Source organism: Sphingomonas sp., assembly GCF_019635455.1.
GTDB lineage: Bacteria > Pseudomonadota > Alphaproteobacteria > Sphingomonadales > Sphingomonadaceae > Sphingomonas.
The window spans coordinates 359,681-376,163 of sequence record NZ_JAHBZJ010000002.1 but is presented as its reverse complement, the minus strand read 5'-3'; the positions used below and the strand labels follow the sequence as shown (position 1 = coordinate 376,163).

Genomic DNA, 16,483 nt, shown 5'->3' with positions numbered 1-16,483 from the left:
CGCGGCGCGAACCCGCGTCAGCGGATCAGCTCAAACCGCGCCGAACCAGATCACGTGCCGCGGCCCCTTGCCGTTCTGACGCGCGCGCACCGCGACTTCCTCGACCCTGAACCCGGCTTCGCCCATGCGCCGGCGAAACCGGTCGTCGGGTGCCGCCGACCACACGGCCAGAATGCCGCCGGGTTTCAGCGCCGCTCTCGCCGCGCGCAGACCGGCAAAGGTATAGAGCCGGTCGTTCGCCAATCGCGTCAATCCATCCGGCCCGTTATCGACGTCGAGCAGGATGGCGTCATAGGCCCCGCGCGCCCGTGCGATCGTCGCACCGACATCCTCCATCACCACCGCGACGCGCGAATCGTCCAGGCACCCCGCGGCAAGTTCCGCCATCGGCCCGCGCGCCCATTCGATAATCCCCGGCACCAGCTCGGCAACGGTACAGCGCCCGTCCGCCCCCATCCGCCCGAGCGCCGCGCGCAGCGTGAAGCCCATCCCATATCCGCCGATCAGCAGGTGCGACGACGCGGGCCGCTTCAGCCGCGCCAGCGTCATCTCCGCCAGCGCTTCTTCCGATCCGCTCATCCGGCTCGACATCAGCTCGTTGCGCTCGAGCACGATCATGAAATCGCTGCCCCGTCGGAACAGGCGCAGCGGTTCGCCGCCCGGCACCTCCGCTTCACCGATCAGTTCGCGGGGCGTCATCCCCAGCTGAACCGCACGACGCTTTCGCCCTCCAGCGAACCGGTCGCATTGAACCGCCGCTCCGCGATCAGGCCGCGGCCCAGATGATCGACCGTCACCACGGTGCTCGCCCGCGTTCCATAGACCGGGTTGCGGATGAACACCGGCGAATTGACCGGCTCGTTCGCGTCGGGTTCATAGCGTTCGGCCGCCCCTGCGGGCCGCGCGTCGGCCAGTGCCTGGAACAGCGGCTCGACATTCGCGCTGCCCTCGTCCAGCCAGGCGCGCAACGCGGTCTGCATCCGCAGCGTCTTGGGCCATAACGTTCCCAGCAGCCCGTTCGACAGGCCATGCAAACCGGGCGAAAGCGGCCGGCGCACCGGATCGGGACGGTTGCTCATATACATCGGTCCGTCGCCATCGACGGCGATCAGGTTGAACGGATTATACCCCGCCAGATCGTCCGGCTCCTCGCCCGCCAGGAAATCGGTGACCAGCGTGCCGCGCGACATCGCGCCCTGCGCCGGCGCCTCGCCCCGCACATTGGTCACGGCGGCGAACCGACCGCTCTCGCTCACCCCCAGCCAGGTGCCGCCGGCCAGCGCGTCGCGGCCGGCGATCACCGGCTTTCGCGCCATCCAGCGACCGAGCGGCAGCGACGGGCGGTCATGCCGCTCGTCACGATTGCCCGCCGCAACCAGGATCCAGTGGGGATGCGCACGCCACGCAAGCGCCAGAACACACATGCGCGTGGCTTAGCGAGCGGACGGCCCCGCGGCTAGAGGTGCGTCGCGGCGAAAATCGCCCCGATACGCCGTTAGACCGCGGTGACACGCGCGCCGGCGCGCGGATCGGGGCGACGCCTCGATCGTCGGCCGTCACATCCCGCGTACCGCCGCCCGTCCGCCCCGCTCCAGCATCAATTCGCTCACCGCCCACACCAGCGCGTCCGCGCGGTCGGGCGATCGGCCCGGCCCTTCATAGCCCCCGCCGGTCGTCAGTCCGCACAGTTCATCCTCCAGTTGCGGAAAGCGACCGGCGTGCCGCACCCGTCCGGCCTCATAGAGTGCCGCCACCGGTTCTGCCCGCGCCGCCTTCCCCCGGCTCGCATGGACCAGCTTGACCGGCATCGCCACGTCGGCGGCGCGCAGTACGCTGCGCACCATGTCGCCGCCCTGATTCTTCTCGGCGACCACCCGGTCGGCACCCACTGCGCCGGCACAGGCGGCGACCGCCCGCGCCCATCCTTCGGGACGTTCGCCGACGACGCTCGCATCCGCCAGCACATGCGCGATTCCCGCACCGTCCAGCGCCACCGCAACGATCCCACAGGCATCGCCGGTCGCGCTGGCCGGCGGATCGACGCCGACCACCACGCGCTCGACCGACATCGGCACCGGTCCCCGACAGCGCTCGATCATCGCCCACGTCCACAACGCGCCGGCGACATCCTCGATCATCTCGCCGTCCAGTTCCTGCCGGCCCAGGCGCGTGCCGCCATATTCCGCCTCCATCGCCGCGACGAAGCTTTGCGGCAGGAACGGATTGTCACGGGTGCGCCCCAGCGTTTCGACCACCCCGGGCAGCGCCATCACCCGCCGCATCAGGTGCGTCGGGCGCGGCGTCGTCGTCACCAGCAGCCGGGGTCGCTCACCGCCGCGCATGCCCATCATCAGATTGTCCCACGCCGCCTCGCCGCCGCGACCCCATTTGCCCAGTTCGTCGCACCAGGCGAAATGATGTTCCGGCCCACGCAATCCCTCCGGCGATTCGGCCGAAAAGGGCGTCGCCACCGCCCCGGAGGAAAACAGCAATTCGCGCGCCGTCGCCCGCCATGCCGGCGCGCGGTCGCCGCGCGCCGTGGCGATCAGGCCGGCGCGCCCCTCGATCATCACGCGCCGCACCTCGTCCAACGTCGCACCGACCAGCGCGATCCGCGCGCCTGGATGCGCGTGCGCCATCGCATGCACCCATTCGCTGCCGGCACGCGTCTTGCCGAAGCCCCGCCCCGCACGGATCAGCCACACCCGCCAATCGCCCGGTGGCGCGGTCTGTCCGGCATGCGCCCATGCGTGCCAGCGTGCAGCCAGCTCGCGCCGCATCGGCACGGTCATCGCGCGGATCGCGATGCCCCGCTCGTCGTCCGGCAGCGCCAGGATTCTGTCGATCAGCGCATGGATCGAAACTGTGGTGCGATCGACCTCATTCGCGCGTTCGCCGGTCATGCCGGCTCCGGCCCGTTAGCGGGGGGTCGCGGATCGGAACGCGCGGGGGCGGGGCCGGGGGCCGCCGCCGCGTCGCGCATCCGACGCGCCTCGATCTGCTTCAGCTTTGCCAGCAGCACCTGGTCGGTCTGCTCGGGTTCCGCGAACACCGGGCCTCTGTTCCGGCGCGGCTTGCCCGGCGCGTTGCGATGCACGGTCAGCAGGCGGAACGCGGCCTCCAGGTCGATCGGCCCCGCCGTCGGATCGACGCCGGCGGTCAGCTTGTCCTTGATGCCGCCGCCGGCAAGGACGTGTCCCACCGCCAGCGTCTCCAGCATCTGATATCCCAGCGCCAGCGCCTCGTCCCATTGCGCCGCAAAGCGTGGCTCGCGCCGGCGCAGCGCATAGACCGATCCGGGGATCACCCCGATCACCGCCGCCGATTCGCGCACGTTGCAGGTGGCGGCCAGGTGGTCGAGAAACGTCTCGCGCATCGCCTTGGTCCAGCGGACCCATTTGCGCTTCTGGTCGAACGGCGCGTGCGCCGGATCGGTATAGGCGCGCCGCGTCCCCATCCGCCTTCTCCCCCGAAAAATGCCATGGCAAAGGGCCGGCTGGCGACGTCGCCCCGGCCCGGTCTTCCCGCCGATCAGTCAGATGCCGCCGAATGCAGATACCGGGCCGGCCATCACATGCCGGCCCCCGCCAATCCCGGGCGATCCGACCACCGGAACTCCCCGACCCGCAATTCCTCAGCGTTCACCTCATGTGCCATATCAGCGTGACGTTGTCAAGAATAATGTTCCTATATGGTTATATCCTGTTTTTTCGCGCCGACATACATGAGGCTGCTCAGCTGTCGTTCAGCCTGCATCCGACAGGGTGGCAGGCATGATCGCCAACCTCGCCCTTATCCTGGCCGCCGCGGCGCTTCCCGCCATCGGCCAGACACCGCCGCCCGCCCCCGCCACACCGGTCGAGGCGCGCATCCCCTTCGCGAGCATGATCCGCGATTTCCGCGCGGAGGATCGGCACGCCATTTATCTGCGCGCCGGGCGTCAATGGTATCGCGGCACCTTCTTTGCGCCGTGCGATGACCTTCCCTGGACCTGGCGAATCGCGTTCAACAGTCCTGCCGGCGCCAGCGCGGTCGATCGTTTCTCGACGGTCCTGCTCGGCAACGGCCAACGCTGCCAGCTCGATTCGCTCGTAAAGATCGACGGCGACCCGCCAAAGACGGCACGGAAGCCGGCAAAACCCGCCGCACGCTGATCGCGGGCGCGCCGGTCGGGATCACCCGCTCAGGCTGGCCCAGGCCGCGATCTCGTCCTCGCGACGCCGCACCACCTCCAGCGGGCCGGCCGCTCCGGTGGCAATGTCGATCTCGATCACGCCGTCCCATTCGAACGTCGCATTGCCCGCGATGCTCACAATGTCTCCGCCGCCCGGCCCCTCGGCACGTACACGCACGCGGCCGCCGGGATTGAAGACCGTCCGCTCGCGGCCGAACGCCAGCCGGCCGGTCAGGCCGGCGGCGTGGGTCGATGCCGCCATCGCGGTGCCGCACGCATTGGTCAGCCCGACCCCGCGCTCATAGGTCTGGACGAACAGATCCTCTCCACGCAGCTCGACAAAGCTCACATTCGCACGGTCCGCCAACAGCGCCGGACCCGATTCGCACCAATCGCCCAGCGCGCGCAGCTCCGCGACATCCACCGTATCGACGAACGCGATCAGATGGGGGTTGGGCATCGACACGGCGGTGAAACGGCGCCCGCTCGGCAGCCCCGGCACCTCCATCTCGATTCCACTTCCCGCTACGCGCAGCCCGATCGCCGCCGGGCCGACCGCCACCGGCCCCACCGTCGTCCGCACCGTCGCCACGCCCGGTGCCAGGTCGGTTTCGCGCGCAACCTGCGCGCTGCTGGTCTTCAGCTTCACCCGCGCCGCATCGATGCCGAATGCCTCAAACCCCGCCCGCGCCCCGCAACGCAGGCCGTTCAGGCACGTCTCGGGTTCCGATCCATCCGCATTGACCACCGAAAATCCAAATGCGTGCGACCTATCCCCTTGTTTCAGCAACAGAATCCCATCGGCACCGACCGGGCCGCCGCGATCGCACAGCGTCCGCGCGACCCGCGACCAGGCGCCGGACTCCACCGCGTGATCGCGCGCGTCGATCAGACAGAAATCATTGCCCGAACCATGGCATTTGATGAACTCGAACCGCATCCCCTGCATCTAGGCGCCGCTCCGGACGGCGGCAATGGGCGCGATTGCGCTGGCGCGTATCGGCCTGCCCTGCGAAAAGGGGACGATGTCGGGCCTTCTGTTCTTCGCCGTCGTCGTGCTCGGCGTCATGCTGGCAGCGCAGGGACAGCGGTTGCGCGATCTGCGCCGGCGACTCGATCGGCTCGAACGGGTCGGCGCCTTCGCCCCGGCCGCCACGCCACCGCCCGCCGACGCACCGGATGAAGCACCGGCGGCGCAGCGCGAGCGCGCCGACGCATGGGTCGCGACCCCCACTGCGCCACCCGAATCCACTGCCCCGCCCGGACCGCCCGCGCCCGAGCCAGAGGCAGCAATGGCCCGGCTCAACCTCGAATCGCTCGTCGGCGCCCGTCTTCCGGTGTGGATCGGCGCCATCGCACTGGTCGCGGCGGGATTCTTCCTCGTCCGCTACTCGGTCGAGTCCGGGCTGCTCGGGCCAGGCGTCCGCACCGCGCTCGCGGCGGCCTTCTCGGTGGTGCTCGTCGCGGGGAGCGAGGTTGCGCACCGCGCCACCCTCACCCGTTCCGATCCCCGCATCGCCCAGGCACTGGCGGGCGCTGGCATCGCGAGCGCATATGGCACGCTCTACATCGCCGCCGCCCTTTATCACTTCATCGCGCCGCTCCCCGCCTTCGTCGTGATGATCGCGGTGACCGGTGCCGGCCTTGTCCTCGCGCTGCGGCATGGGCCGCCGACGGCGGTGCTGGCACTTGCGGGCGGCTTTCTTGCACCGCTTGTCGCCGGCTATGATGCGGCGGGGATCGGTCCACTGCTGGTCTATCTCACGCTGTTCACCGGCGCGCTGTTCGGCCTGGCGATCCAGCGCGGATGGGCGTGGCTGGCGGTCGCGGCGACGCTGGCCGGCTTTGGATGGGTGAATTTCCTGTTGTTCGTGCTCGCGGGGAGTGCGCTGGCCGGCGCGGCGGCGTTCGTGCTCGTGCTTGCGGTCGGCGCGACGCTGGCGCTGCCACGCGCCGGGGTCGAGGCGGCGTGGCTGCGGCTGGCGCCGCTCGCGGGCGGCCTCGCGCAGCTGCTGGCCTTTGCCCCCGCACTCGATTTCAGCCCGCTCGCCTGGAGCTTCTACCTCGCGCTGGCGGCCGCCACGCTCGTCCTGGCCTGGCGGGATGCGCGCTATATTCCCGGCGCGCTCGCCGCGCTTGGCCTCGCACTGCTGCTGGTCGGGTTCGGCCTGTTCGGCGAACCGCACGGCACTTCTCTCTTCGCGACGGTGGCCGTCGCGGCGATCTTCGCTATCCCCGGCGCACTGCTCCTTGCCCGTTCGCGTGCCTGGGCGATTCTGGCGCTCGGCGGCGCTGCCGGTCCGGTGCTGATCGCCGACCTGCTCGCCAGCCCGCGCCTTGGCGACGGGCAATGGGCTGCGCTTCTGTCCGCCGCCGCCACGCTGGCGGGATGGATCAGCTGGCGACGCCGGGACCAATCCGGCACGCGCGACCCCGGGCTGATCCTTGGCGCCTTCCTGGCGGCCACGCTGGTGACGGTCGCGGCGGGGCATCTCGTCGGATGGGATCGGCTCGCCATCCCGCTCGCCCTCGTCGCGCTTGCGCTCGGCCTGTGGGCGCGGCGCGTGGGGGATCCGGCATTGTTCGGCTTGCCTGCCGTGGCGCTGCTCGCCGCCCTGGTCGCCGGATATGGGCCGCTTGGCGCCTATGCCGGGCTTCTCATCGATTCGCTCATCGGCGAACACCTTGCCTTCGCCCGGCTGCCCGCCCTCAGCGATTCGCTGCGCGACCTGTTTCTCCCGGCCGCCGCCGCCACGCTACTCTCGGTCGATCCGCGCCAATTCGGGCGGCAGCGCGCGACCGTTCTCGCCGTCGCTACCGCCATCGGGCTGATGCTGCTCTATCATCTCGCCAAGCTCCCGCTCGCGATCGGCGACACCACGGCGTTCACCCGGCACGGCTTTTTCGAACGGGCGTTCATCACACAGGGGCTGCTGGTCGGCGGCTGGCTCGCACACCGGCATCCGCCGCTGGTGCGACTGGCCACCTCGCTCTTCATCCTTGGTCTGGCGCGGATCATCTGGTTCGACCTGCTCCTGCTCAACCCGCTATGGGTCGCGCAGGATGTCGACGGCATCCCGCTCCTCAATGTCGCGGTAATCCACCTCGCGCTCGCCGCCGGCCTGGCCTGGACATTCGCGAGCGGGCAGGCATGGCGCGCGACCGGCATGGCGCTCGCGCTCGCCGCCGCGCTCGCCGCAGTCCGTCAGGCGACGCACGGCGCGGTCCTCACCGGCCCGATCTCCAGCGGCGAGAACGCGGCCTATTCGGTCGCGCTCCTGCTGCTGGCGATCGCATGGCTCGGCCTTGGCCTGCGCAGCGGCGAACGCGACCTCCGCCTCGCCGGACTTGCACTGCTCACCGCCGTCACCTTCAAGGTATTCCTGATCGATGCCGCCGCGCTCGACGGACTGTTGCGCGTGCTCTCCTTCCTCGGCCTCGGCATCGCGCTGATCGGATTGAGCTGGGTCTATACCCGCTTCCTCGCCGCGCGACCGAAAGCGTCAGTGGCGCCCGACTGACGGTTCGGGCCATCTCTGCGTCACACCAATCAGGGAGTGACACCAATGACCCGCACCGTCCGCATCGCCGATCCCGCCGAACTCGCCAGCGCCGAAACCCGCGCGATCGCCGGCGAACTGATCGCTTACGCCCGCAGCGCCGCCGACGCGGTCGCGATGCTCGAAGCGGCGCGCCTCCTCGCGACCCTCCCGCGCGAAGCATTCGGTCCCGGCGCCGCGACCCCCGCCACCGTCTTTGCCGAGGCGCGCCTGATCGCTGCGGGCGACCGCGCGATGCTCCAGGAAATCGACGCCATCCAATATGGCTACACCCGGCCGATCGCCGGCAATTACGTCGCCGACAGCTGGATCGTCCGCTACGCCGGCAACGGCATCGGCCTGTCGCCGGCCAAGCCGACCAATGTCCGCTTTCGCATCGGCGAGCCGGTGTGGACCGCCCCGGTCGCGATCCGGCACGGCTGAGCCATGTTCGTCCGTTCCTTCGCCGCGCTCGCGCTGATCGCCGCTCCCGCACTCGCTCAGGAAGCACCGCGCGCGGTCACCGCGGCCGAAATGCGCGCCGAGGCCCGGGTCCTGGCCGCCGGCGACGCGGTCCTGCTCGCCGAAATCGAGGATCTGGAGGCTGCCGCCAATCGCGGCGTGCTCGGCAGCGGGCCGACCTCGGTACGTCAGGCGGTCCCGGGCGGGCGCAGCTGGTCGCTACCGCTCGTCCGCCGCGCGGAGGAACCGCTGACGATCGCGGTCCGCCGGATCGGCCCGGGCCAGGTCACGCTCGCGGTGGTCGATGAAGGCGGACGACAGCTCTGCGCGGACGCGGGCGATGACGCGGTACTCACCTGCCGCGTGGCGCCCGGCGCGGGCAAGCTGGTCGCGCGCGTCGCCAATCCGGGTGCGACGGCGACCGACATCCTCCTGCTCGCCAACTGAAGCCACGCCCTCATTTCAGGCGATAATGATCGGCCAGCCGGTCAAGCGCGAGGGTCAGCACCAGCCGGCCCGCGCGCACCGGCCAGCCCAGCGCCTTTTCCGCACCGGGAACGGTTTCCCCGGCACAGATCACCCGCCACACAATGTCCGACAGCCCGCCGCCGACATCCGCGATCGCCGCGTCGAACCGGCGCTTTGCGGCGATCTGCGCGGTCGAGGCGTCGATCGGGGCCGATCCGGCATTGCGCCCGCCGGCGGGTGCCGCATCCCATCGCATCGTCACGCGCGGACCCAGCGCCGCCATCTCATAGTCGTCGCGCAGCCGCTCCCCCGCCTCGAACTGGCGCGCATCGACATAGCCGCGTGCGCGCAACCAGCCGAGCGGCGATTCGGCCAGGTTGACCGTCACCCGCCGGCCGCTCCGCCCCGGCGCCCGGTGGCGGATCACATGCCCATCCTCGATATTCCGTTCGACCAGTTCGCGCACCTTGTCTCTCCCGTTTGAAACGCGAATCGCGCTTGCCACGGCGTCACCTTTGTAGGAAAGTAATTTGACCAGATAGGTTACAGTGAGACGCCGATGATCACCGCAATCCGGGAAGTCCGCCGCGCAAAGGGCATGACTCTCGAAGACGTGGGACGGGCCTGCGACCCGCCGACCACGGCCCAGACGATCGGCCGTCTCGAAACCGGAACCCGAACCGTCTCGGTGGCGTGGCTCAACCGGATCGCGGCGGCGCTGGATGTCGATGCCGCCGATCTGGTGAAGCTGCCCGGCCGCCCGGATATCGATGTCGCCGCCGTGCTCGACGCGGCGGGCGCCACCGCGCCGCGTCGTGCCGCCACCGTCGCGCCACCGCATGCCGAACCGGGCCTGCTCGCGGTGACGGTCGCCGGCGGCATCGGCGACTATCGCGCCGGCGACGTGGTGTGGTGCCGCCGGCTCGCGCCGGAAGCGTTCGGCCAGGCGCTGAACCGCGACGTGCTGGTCCCGCGTCCTGCCGGCCGCTTCCTGTTCGGCCGGCTGATCGCGCATGAGGGCGAGGGGGGGCGCCTCAACCTGCTCCCGCTCGGCCCGGGCGCGCGGCAACAGGTGGTGACCGATCCGCCCTGGATCGCCGCCGCGATCCGGCTGATCCGCCCGCTTTAGGGTGCGCGACGCATCTTGCGGAGCACGCGGCGCGGGCGCATGCTGCATCGGGTCCTTTTAGGGGAGGGGATGACATGCGATTGACGATGGCGCTTGCGGCGGTCGCGCTGGCGATAACGCCGGCCTTTGCCGAGAACTGGGATTTCATCCTGATCAACGCGGCCGGCAAGCCGATCAAGCTGGTCGAACTCTCGCCCGCCGGCGCCAACAGCTGGAAGGCGAGCCTGAAGGAAGAGGATGTCGCCGATCGCGGGCCGGTCAAGGTCAACGGGCGGATGACCGTCCGCCTCGACAAACCCGCCAGCCAGTGCCGCTATGATATCAAGGCGACCTTCACCGACGATACCACCCAGGTGTGGAGCGGGGTCAACATCTGCGACAACAGCTATGTCACCGTCCGTCTCGTCGGGGACAAGGCGACGATCACGGTCAATTAGGCTGGGGCGCGGGTGCGCGGTGGTGGGCGCTGACGGGCTCGAACCGCCGACCCTCTCGGTGTAAACGAGATGCTCTACCAACTGAGCTAAGCGCCCGCGCGCCGATTTCGGGCGCTTTGACCTGCTTTTGGGACCAGGTCAACGGCTCCCGCGCGGCACGGGAGATCTCGGCGCAGCCGGAGCGAGCAGGGCCGACCAACGCAAACGGCCCAGCGAAGGGCAGACGACATGACCATCGAAACCCGCACATTCGACCCGGCGCGCTATATGCAAAATGCAAACGCGCGAGGATCTGGCCGATCTGCTGAGCGACGCGGCGGCGGACGGCGATCCGCGCTACATCGCGGTGGCGCTGGGCGCGATCGCGCGCGCGGGCGCCAAACGAGCGTGGCAAGCCGACGCTCGACAGGGCGCTAAAGCCCCGCGATGCGCTGCAGCGCGGACGTAACAAGCCCTCGACGCCGGCCGCGTGAACCGAGAGGGTTCACCAACTGCGGCACCAGCTGCGCAAGGCGTCCGCGCGCATCCCGTCACGGCCGGGCGGTGGACGCGAAGGGCGATGAGGTAAAGCGGCCGTTTCGCCGCCGGGCGAAATCGGCTAGCGGCCGGGCGATGAACGTCGTCACCCGCTTCGCCCCCAGCCCGACGGGCCGGCTACATGTCGGCAATATTCGCACCGCGCTTCACAACTGGATGTGGGCGCGACGCCATGGCGGGACCTTCCTGTTGCGCATCGACGATACCGACCGCGAACGCTCGCGGGAGGAGCATGTCGATGCGATCCGCGCCGATCTCGCCTGGCTGGGCCTGAATGCGGATCGCGAAGCGCGACAATCGGCCCGCTTCGACCTTTATGAGCGGCGCTTTGCGGAGCTGGTCGCGGCCGGCCGCGTCTATCCCGCCTATGAAACGCAGCAGGAACTGGAACTCAAGCGCAAGGTCCAGCTGGGCCGCGGCCTGCCACCGATCTACGATCGCGCCGCCCTCGCCCTGGACGCGGCGGATCGTGTCCGGCTGGAGGCGCAGGGTATCGCGCCACACTGGCGGTTTCGCCTCGACGAACGCGCGCCGATCGAGTGGCACGACCTGATCCGCGGTCCGCAGCGTTTCGACCCCGCGACGATGAGCGATCCGGTCGTGCGCCGCGCCGACGGCTCGTGGCTCTATCTGCTGCCGTCGGTGATCGACGATATCGACCTTGGCATCAGCCATGTCGTGCGGGGCGAGGATCATGTCTCCAACACCGCCGCGCAGCTGCAGATGTTCGCGGCACTCGACGCGGCCCCGCCTGCCTTCGCGCATGAAGCGCTGCTGACCGGCAGCGAGGGGAAGCTGTCCAAGCGGCTGGGTTCGCTGGGGGTCGAACAGTTCCGGGACGATGGCATCGAGCCACAGGCGATTATCGCGCTGCTCGCCCGGCTGGGAACCAGCGATCCGGTGGAGCCGGTTGCGGACATGGCGCCATTGCTCGGCTCGTTCGATTTCGCGCGCTTCGGCCGCGCCCCCGCCCGCTTCGACGAGGGCGAGCTTGCCCAGCTCAACGCGCGGCTGTTGCATCAGACGCCGTTTTCGGCCGTCGCCGCCCGGCTTCCCGCAGGCATGACCGAGCCGGTGTGGCGCGCGATCCGTCCGAACATCACGACGCTTGCCGACGCCGAAAGCTGGTGGCGCGTGGTCGATGGCGCGGTGACTGGCGGGGTCGATCCGGACGATCGCGCCTTTCTGGACCAGGCCGCCGGCATCGCCGAGACGATCGACTGGGACGCCGACCCCTGGCACGCATTGACCGGCGCGCTGAAGGTGGCGACCGGCCGCAAGGGGCGCGCGCTCTTTCACCCGCTCCGCCGCGCGCTCACCGGGCAGGATTCGGGTCCGGACATGGCGGCCCTCCTCCCCCTGATCGGCCGCGAGCGCGCGATCGCCCGCCTCCGCGCCACCAGCTGATCGCCTGCGCCAGCGGAGGGCCGGCGTCGCGACCGACTCCTCTTGGCGTCTGAAATGATATGGTGTATCATCTCAAAATCCGGCGCCAGCCCGGAGGATGAGGAGAGCCACCATGTATGCCGATCGCTATCACAGCTCGCGCACCAGCCGTCCGGTCAGCGCGGGCGCCGCTCTGTTGCTCAACGGCGCGTTGATCGCCGGACTGATCTTCGCGGCGCCGGACATCGTCCGTGTCCAGCGCGACTCCATACTCGAAACCCGGAATGTTCCGATCCCGGCCCCGCCGCCGCCCGAACCGCAGCCCAGGCCGCCCGAGCCGGCGACCAGGACCGTGACGACGACGCTGCCGCATCAGCCGCCGCCCCTGATTCCGACGCCGCCCAGCGGCCCCGCGATCGAAAGTTCGCGCGACCCAGGGCCGGTCACCCTCGACCCGCCGGCGCCTCCCGGCCCACCCACGCCACCGGTCGCCATCGATCCGCCCCGTGCGCCGGTCATGGTCGATGCCATGCCCGATCCGCGCTATGCGCGCGATTTTCAGCCGGACTATCCCGCGTCCGAACTGCGTGCCGAGCGCGAGGGGCTGGTGCGCGTGCGGATCCGCATCGGCGCCGACGGTCGCGTCAAATCGGTCGAACAGCTCGCCAGCCCCAGCGCCGCGCTGTTCGACGCGACCCGCCGCCATGCCCTGTCCGCCTGGCGGTTCAAGCCCGCCACCCGGGACGGCGTGCCGGTCGAGAGCATGAAGGTGATGACCGTGCGGTTTCAGATCACCGGTTGATGGCACGCGCGGGCTGGCCCCGGCGGCGACAGGCGCCTATCTTGAGCGGATGAACTTTCTCCGCTTCCTGTCGCCGCTGCGCGCCGCGCGCGATCTGCGCGGCTTTCTGCGGCTGCGCCACCGGTACGAACTCGGCTTCATGCTCGCCGCGTTCGTCACCACAATGCTGATCGTGTTCGGCGTGGCCAAGGATTCCTATTTCGAAAAGGAGTATAAGCGCGACATCATCTATGTGCAGAACTGGCGCGCCGACCGTTCGCTCAAGGAGATCATCGCCCAGCAGAAGATCGACCAGGCGATCCGCGACAAGCGTGAGGCGGAACTGCGCGCGAAGCAGGAAAAGCGGCGCAGGGAGTTTCAGCGGATCGACAACAGCCTGACGGAGTGGGGCATCTGAACGACGACGCGCGCTGGATGGGCGCGGCGCTGGCGCTTGCCGCGCGCGGTCACGGGCGCACCGCCCCCAATCCCAATGTCGGATGCGTCCTGGTGCGGGGCGGCGTGCCGGTCGGTCGCGGCTGGACACAGCCCGGCGGACGCCCGCATGCCGAAGCGGTGGCGATCGCCATGGCCGGCGCCGATGCGCGCGGCGCGACCGCCTATGTGACGCTCGAACCCTGCGCGCACGATTCGCCTCGCGGACCGGCCTGCGCCGATCTGCTGATCGATGCGGGGGTGGCGCGCGTCGTGGTGGCGCTTCAGGACCCCGATCCGCGCACCGATGGCCGGGGGATCGCCCGGCTGCGTTCGGCGGGGATCGACGTGGCGACCGGGGCGCGTGCCGAACAGGCGGAATCGGCCATGGCCGGCTTCCTCACCCGCCGCACCCGCGAACGCCCATTCGTCACGCTGAAGCTCGCGCTCTCGCTCGACGGCGGGCTCGCGATGGCGGACGGGCGCAGCAAATGGATCACCGGCGATGCGGCGCGTGCGCACGCCCATCTCGAACGGGCGCGCCATGACCTGATCCTGGTGGGACGCGGCACGCTCGACGCCGATGCACCCGCGCTCGACGTCCGGATCGACGGGCTGGAGGATCGTGCGCCCCGGCGCGTCCTGCTTTCGGCGACCGCCACGGCGCCGGACGGGTGGCTGCACATCGGCGCGCCCGCCGATATCGCCGCGCTCCCGGGCGACCATCTGATGGTTGAGGGAGGGGGCGCCACCGCCGCCGCCTTTCTCGCCGCCGACCTGGTCGATCGGCTGCTGGTCTACCGCGCCCCGATCGTCATCGGTGACGCGCGCGGCATTCCCGCGATCGGTCTTGCCGACCTTGCCGATGCGCATGGCCGCTGGCGGCTGGTGGACACGCGCGCGCTTGGCAGCGACCGGCTCGAAGTCTACGAGCGCCGAAGAGGTTAGGCCATGTTCACCGGAATCGTCACCGACATCGGCACCATCACGGCGATCGACGATCGCGGCGATCTGCGCGTGCGCATCACCACCGCCTATGACATGGCGGGGGTCGCTCTCGGCGCGTCGATCGCCTGTTCCGGGGTGTGCCTCACGGTCGTGGACAAGGGGCCGGGCTGGTTCGCGGTCGATGTCTCCGCGCACACCATTTCGCGCACGGCGGATCGCTGGCGCGCGGGTGAGCGGCTCAATCTGGAGCGCGCACTGCGGGTCGGCGACGAACTTGGCGGGCATATCGTCACCGGCCATGTCGATGCGACCGGGACCGTGCTCGGCATCTGTCCCGATGGCGAATCGAAACGGATCGGGGTCGCGGTGCCTGCCGCGCTTGCACCGTTCATCGCGGCCAAGGGGTCGATCACCATCGACGGCGTCTCGCTCACCGTGAACGAGGTCGCCGACCAACCCGACGGCACCGCGCATTTCGCAATCAATCTCATCCCGCATACCCAGGCCGTCACGACCCTTGGCGCCCTTGCCCAGGGTCAGGCCGTCAATCTCGAGATCGACGTGCTCGCACGCTATCTCCAGCGCATGGAGGCCGCCCGTGGCGCAGCCCAACACAAATCCTGAACTGACCCGTCTGCGTCACGCGTTTCTGTCCTCGCCCGAGGAGATCATCGACGAAGCGCGCAACGGGCGCATGTTCATCCTGGTCGATGACGAGGATCGCGAGAATGAGGGCGACCTGGTCATTCCGGGCCAGATGGCGACGCCCGACGCGGTCAACTTCATGGCCCGGCACGGGCGCGGCCTGATCTGCCTCGCCATGACCCAGGCGCGCGCCGACCAGCTCGGTCTCGAACCGATGGCGCGGCGCAACGGCACCAGCATGGGAACCGCCTTCACCGTCTCGATCGAGGCGCGCGAGGGCGTGACGACGGGCATTTCCGCCGCCGATCGCGCCCGCACGATCGCGGTCGCCACCGATTCGGCCAAGGGCGCCGACGACATCGTCTCGCCCGGCCATGTCTTTCCGCTGGTCGCGCGTGAAGGCGGGGTACTGGTCCGCGCCGGCCATACCGAGGCTGCGGTGGACGTCTCCCGCCTTGCCGGGCTCAGCCCGTCGGGCGTCATCTGCGAGATCATGAAGGACGACGGCACGATGGCGCGGATGGACGATCTCGTCGCCTTCGCCCAGCTCCACAATCTGAAGATCGGCACGATCCGCGACCTGATCGCCTATCGCCGGCGTCACGACCATCTGGTCGAACGCCGCGCGGAAACCACGTTCGTCAGCCGCTGGGGCGGCGAATGGCGGGCGATCACCTTCTGGAACAAGGCGACCGGCACCGAACAGATCGCCCTGTTGAAGGGGCGCGTCGATCCCGCCAGACCCACGCTGGTGCGCATGCACGCGCTGTCGCCCTTTGGCGACCTGTTCGGCGAAGCGGGCGCGCGCGGTCGGCTGCTCCAGCGTTCGATGGAAATCATCGGCACCGCCGGCTCCGGCATCGTCGTCGTCATCAACAAGCCGCGTGCCGACGCCTTCACCATGGCGGTCGAGCGCAAGGCGGGGAAACGGTCCGACGCCGACATGGACGAATTGCGCGACTATGGCGTCGGCGCGATGATCCTCAACGATCTTGGCGTCGAACAGATGGAATTGCTCACCAACACGCATCACACGCTGGTCGGTCTCGACGGCTATGGCCTGTCGATCGTCGGCGAGCGTGCGATCGACCTGGAGGGCGAATGATGGCGAAGGTCCTGCTGGTCGAAGCGCGCTTCTACGACCATCTCAACGACATGCTGCTGGCCGGTGCGCGCGCTGCGGTCGAGGCGGCCGGTCACAGCCATGAGACGATCACCGTTCCGGGTGCGCTGGAGGTGCCGGGCGCCATCGCGCTGGCGGTCGAAAGCGGTCGCTACGACGCCTATGTCGCGCTCGGCGTGGTGATCCGGGGCGAAACCTATCATTTCGAGATCGTCGCCAACGAAAGCGCGCGCGGGATCATGGCCCTGACGATGGACGGGATTCCGATCGGCAACGGCATCCTGACGACGGAGGATGAGGCGCAGGCGATCCGCCGCGCCGATCCGGCCCAGCTCGACAAGGGTGGTGGCGCGGCAGAGGCGGCGCTGGCCATGCTGGCGCTGCGGGACTCGCTGGGATGACCCGCCGGTGGTGAACGG

The 16,483-nt window shown here is 69.7% G+C and carries 19 protein-coding genes and 1 tRNA gene; 13 read left to right on the top strand and 7 right to left on the bottom strand.

All coding sequences use genetic code 11. The features are described 5' to 3' along the window. Positions 1 to 30 precede the first annotated feature (30 nt). The 4 genes from KF783_RS04490 to KF783_RS04475 all read right to left on the bottom strand — a co-directional run bounded on the left by KF783_RS04490 (position 31) and on the right by KF783_RS04475 (position 3,457). A complete protein-coding gene (locus KF783_RS04490; protein ID WP_294076899.1) occupies positions 31 to 699 on the bottom strand; it encodes a spermidine synthase in 669 nt (222 codons plus the stop codon). Further along, the gene (locus tag KF783_RS04485; RefSeq protein WP_294076898.1) at positions 696 to 1,424 is read right to left on the bottom strand and encodes an NRDE family protein; all 729 of its coding nucleotides are present in this window, start codon (positions 1,422 to 1,424) and stop codon (positions 696 to 698) included. Before KF783_RS04485 ends, KF783_RS04490 begins: the two co-directional genes overlap by 4 nt. Positions 1,425 to 1,556: 132 nt before the next feature. Then, a complete protein-coding gene (locus KF783_RS04480) occupies positions 1,557 to 2,792 on the bottom strand; it encodes a terminase family protein (RefSeq protein ID WP_294076974.1) in 1,236 nt (411 codons plus the stop codon). 107 nt (positions 2,793 to 2,899) lie between these two features. Then, positions 2,900 to 3,457, bottom strand: a complete 558-nt coding sequence (locus KF783_RS04475) for a hypothetical protein (protein WP_294076897.1) — start codon at positions 3,455 to 3,457, stop codon at positions 2,900 to 2,902. Between the two features lie 316 nt (positions 3,458 to 3,773). On the opposite strand from KF783_RS04475, the gene KF783_RS04470 reads away from it, so the two are divergent. Next, positions 3,774 to 4,154 carry a DUF6491 family protein gene (locus KF783_RS04470; RefSeq protein WP_294076896.1) on the top strand — a complete coding sequence of 127 codons (381 nt, stop codon included), beginning with the start codon at positions 3,774 to 3,776 and terminating at the stop codon, positions 4,152 to 4,154. 21 nt (positions 4,155 to 4,175) lie between these two features. Here KF783_RS04470 and dapF read toward each other — a convergent pair whose 3' ends face one another. Further along, positions 4,176 to 5,114, bottom strand: coding sequence for a diaminopimelate epimerase (gene dapF / locus KF783_RS04465; protein ID WP_294076895.1), 939 nt, complete (start codon positions 5,112 to 5,114; stop codon positions 4,176 to 4,178). A gap of 34 nt (positions 5,115 to 5,148) precedes the next feature. Here dapF and KF783_RS04460 point away from each other — a divergent pair, with 34 nt between their 5' ends. From KF783_RS04460 to KF783_RS04450, 3 genes are read left to right on the top strand one after another with little or no spacing between them, the layout of a single operon-like run. After that, the gene (locus tag KF783_RS04460) at positions 5,149 to 7,695 is read left to right on the top strand and encodes a DUF2339 domain-containing protein (RefSeq protein WP_294076894.1); all 2,547 of its coding nucleotides are present in this window, start codon (positions 5,149 to 5,151) and stop codon (positions 7,693 to 7,695) included. A gap of 45 nt (positions 7,696 to 7,740) precedes the next feature. Next, positions 7,741 to 8,157, top strand: a complete 417-nt coding sequence (locus KF783_RS04455; protein WP_294076893.1) for a hypothetical protein — start codon at positions 7,741 to 7,743, stop codon at positions 8,155 to 8,157. Positions 8,158 to 8,160: 3 nt separating this feature from the next. Next, positions 8,161 to 8,622, top strand: a complete 462-nt coding sequence (locus tag KF783_RS04450) for a hypothetical protein (RefSeq protein ID WP_294076892.1) — start codon at positions 8,161 to 8,163, stop codon at positions 8,620 to 8,622. Between the two features lie 10 nt (positions 8,623 to 8,632). Here KF783_RS04450 and KF783_RS04445 read toward each other — a convergent pair whose 3' ends face one another. Continuing rightward, entirely contained in the window at positions 8,633 to 9,109 is a 477-nt protein-coding gene (locus tag KF783_RS04445) for a DUF6456 domain-containing protein (protein WP_294076891.1), read from the bottom strand. 93 nt (positions 9,110 to 9,202) lie between these two features. Here KF783_RS04445 and KF783_RS04440 point away from each other — a divergent pair, with 93 nt between their 5' ends. Then, positions 9,203 to 9,772: a helix-turn-helix transcriptional regulator gene (locus KF783_RS04440; RefSeq protein ID WP_294076890.1), complete on the top strand. Its 570-nt coding sequence runs from the start codon at positions 9,203 to 9,205 to the stop codon at positions 9,770 to 9,772. Positions 9,773 to 9,846: 74 nt separating this feature from the next. Next, positions 9,847 to 10,209 carry a hypothetical protein gene (locus tag KF783_RS04435; RefSeq protein WP_294076889.1) on the top strand — a complete coding sequence of 121 codons (363 nt, stop codon included), beginning with the start codon at positions 9,847 to 9,849 and terminating at the stop codon, positions 10,207 to 10,209. Positions 10,210 to 10,229: 20 nt separating this feature from the next. Here the strand turns inward: KF783_RS04435 and KF783_RS04430 are convergent. Next, positions 10,230 to 10,305, bottom strand: a tRNA-Val gene (locus KF783_RS04430). A gap of 516 nt (positions 10,306 to 10,821) precedes the next feature. Here KF783_RS04430 and gltX point away from each other — a divergent pair. From gltX to ribH, 7 genes are all read left to right on the top strand, one after another. Beyond that, positions 10,822 to 12,153, top strand: a complete 1,332-nt coding sequence (gltX, locus tag KF783_RS04425) for a glutamate--tRNA ligase (RefSeq protein WP_294076888.1) — start codon at positions 10,822 to 10,824, stop codon at positions 12,151 to 12,153. A 112-nt stretch (positions 12,154 to 12,265) separates the two neighbouring features. After that, on the top strand, positions 12,266 to 12,934 hold the full coding sequence (locus KF783_RS04420) for an energy transducer TonB (protein ID WP_294076887.1): 669 nt from the start codon (positions 12,266 to 12,268) through the stop codon (positions 12,932 to 12,934). Between the two features lie 49 nt (positions 12,935 to 12,983). Beyond that, the gene (locus tag KF783_RS04415) at positions 12,984 to 13,331 is read left to right on the top strand and encodes a hypothetical protein (protein ID WP_294076886.1); all 348 of its coding nucleotides are present in this window, start codon (positions 12,984 to 12,986) and stop codon (positions 13,329 to 13,331) included. Further along, positions 13,328 to 14,296: a bifunctional diaminohydroxyphosphoribosylaminopyrimidine deaminase/5-amino-6-(5-phosphoribosylamino)uracil reductase RibD gene (gene ribD, locus KF783_RS04410; RefSeq protein WP_294076972.1), complete on the top strand. Its 969-nt coding sequence runs from the start codon at positions 13,328 to 13,330 to the stop codon at positions 14,294 to 14,296. Before KF783_RS04415 ends, ribD begins: the two co-directional genes overlap by 4 nt. A gap of 3 nt (positions 14,297 to 14,299) precedes the next feature. After that, a complete protein-coding gene (locus tag KF783_RS04405) occupies positions 14,300 to 14,920 on the top strand; it encodes a riboflavin synthase (protein ID WP_294076885.1) in 621 nt (206 codons plus the stop codon). Then, on the top strand, positions 14,895 to 16,046 hold the full coding sequence (ribB, locus tag KF783_RS04400; RefSeq protein WP_294076884.1) for a 3,4-dihydroxy-2-butanone-4-phosphate synthase: 1,152 nt from the start codon (positions 14,895 to 14,897) through the stop codon (positions 16,044 to 16,046). Before KF783_RS04405 ends, ribB begins: the two co-directional genes overlap by 26 nt. Continuing rightward, on the top strand, positions 16,046 to 16,465 hold the full coding sequence (ribH, locus tag KF783_RS04395) for a 6,7-dimethyl-8-ribityllumazine synthase (protein ID WP_294076883.1): 420 nt from the start codon (positions 16,046 to 16,048) through the stop codon (positions 16,463 to 16,465). Before ribB ends, ribH begins: the two co-directional genes overlap by 1 nt. The last annotated feature ends 18 nt before the right edge of the window (positions 16,466 to 16,483 follow it).

What these genes read in the sequence shown, in the direction of transcription:
- KF783_RS04490 (WP_294076899.1), bottom strand. Translation starts at nt 699, where the DNA reads ATGACGCCCCGCGAACTGATCGGTGAAGCGGAGGTGCCGGGCGGCGAA.
- KF783_RS04485 (WP_294076898.1), bottom strand. Translation starts at nt 1,424, where the DNA reads ATGTGTGTTCTGGCGCTTGCGTGGCGTGCGCATCCCCACTGGATCCTG.
- KF783_RS04480 (WP_294076974.1), bottom strand. Translation starts at nt 2,792, where the DNA reads ATGACCGTGCCGATGCGGCGCGAGCTGGCTGCACGCTGGCACGCATGG.
- KF783_RS04475 (WP_294076897.1), bottom strand. Translation starts at nt 3,457, where the DNA reads ATGGGGACGCGGCGCGCCTATACCGATCCGGCGCACGCGCCGTTCGAC.
- KF783_RS04470 (WP_294076896.1), top strand. Translation starts at nt 3,774, where the DNA reads ATGATCGCCAACCTCGCCCTTATCCTGGCCGCCGCGGCGCTTCCCGCC.
- dapF (WP_294076895.1), bottom strand. Translation starts at nt 5,114, where the DNA reads ATGCGGTTCGAGTTCATCAAATGCCATGGTTCGGGCAATGATTTCTGT.
- KF783_RS04460 (WP_294076894.1), top strand. Translation starts at nt 5,149, where the DNA reads ATGGGCGCGATTGCGCTGGCGCGTATCGGCCTGCCCTGCGAAAAGGGG.
- KF783_RS04455 (WP_294076893.1), top strand. Translation starts at nt 7,741, where the DNA reads ATGACCCGCACCGTCCGCATCGCCGATCCCGCCGAACTCGCCAGCGCC.
- KF783_RS04450 (WP_294076892.1), top strand. Translation starts at nt 8,161, where the DNA reads ATGTTCGTCCGTTCCTTCGCCGCGCTCGCGCTGATCGCCGCTCCCGCA.
- KF783_RS04440 (WP_294076890.1), top strand. Translation starts at nt 9,203, where the DNA reads ATGATCACCGCAATCCGGGAAGTCCGCCGCGCAAAGGGCATGACTCTC.
- KF783_RS04435 (WP_294076889.1), top strand. Translation starts at nt 9,847, where the DNA reads ATGCGATTGACGATGGCGCTTGCGGCGGTCGCGCTGGCGATAACGCCG.
- gltX (WP_294076888.1), top strand. Translation starts at nt 10,822, where the DNA reads ATGAACGTCGTCACCCGCTTCGCCCCCAGCCCGACGGGCCGGCTACAT.
- KF783_RS04420 (WP_294076887.1), top strand. Translation starts at nt 12,266, where the DNA reads ATGTATGCCGATCGCTATCACAGCTCGCGCACCAGCCGTCCGGTCAGC.
- KF783_RS04415 (WP_294076886.1), top strand. Translation starts at nt 12,984, where the DNA reads ATGAACTTTCTCCGCTTCCTGTCGCCGCTGCGCGCCGCGCGCGATCTG.
- KF783_RS04405 (WP_294076885.1), top strand. Translation starts at nt 14,300, where the DNA reads ATGTTCACCGGAATCGTCACCGACATCGGCACCATCACGGCGATCGAC.
- ribH (WP_294076883.1), top strand. Translation starts at nt 16,046, where the DNA reads ATGGCGAAGGTCCTGCTGGTCGAAGCGCGCTTCTACGACCATCTCAAC.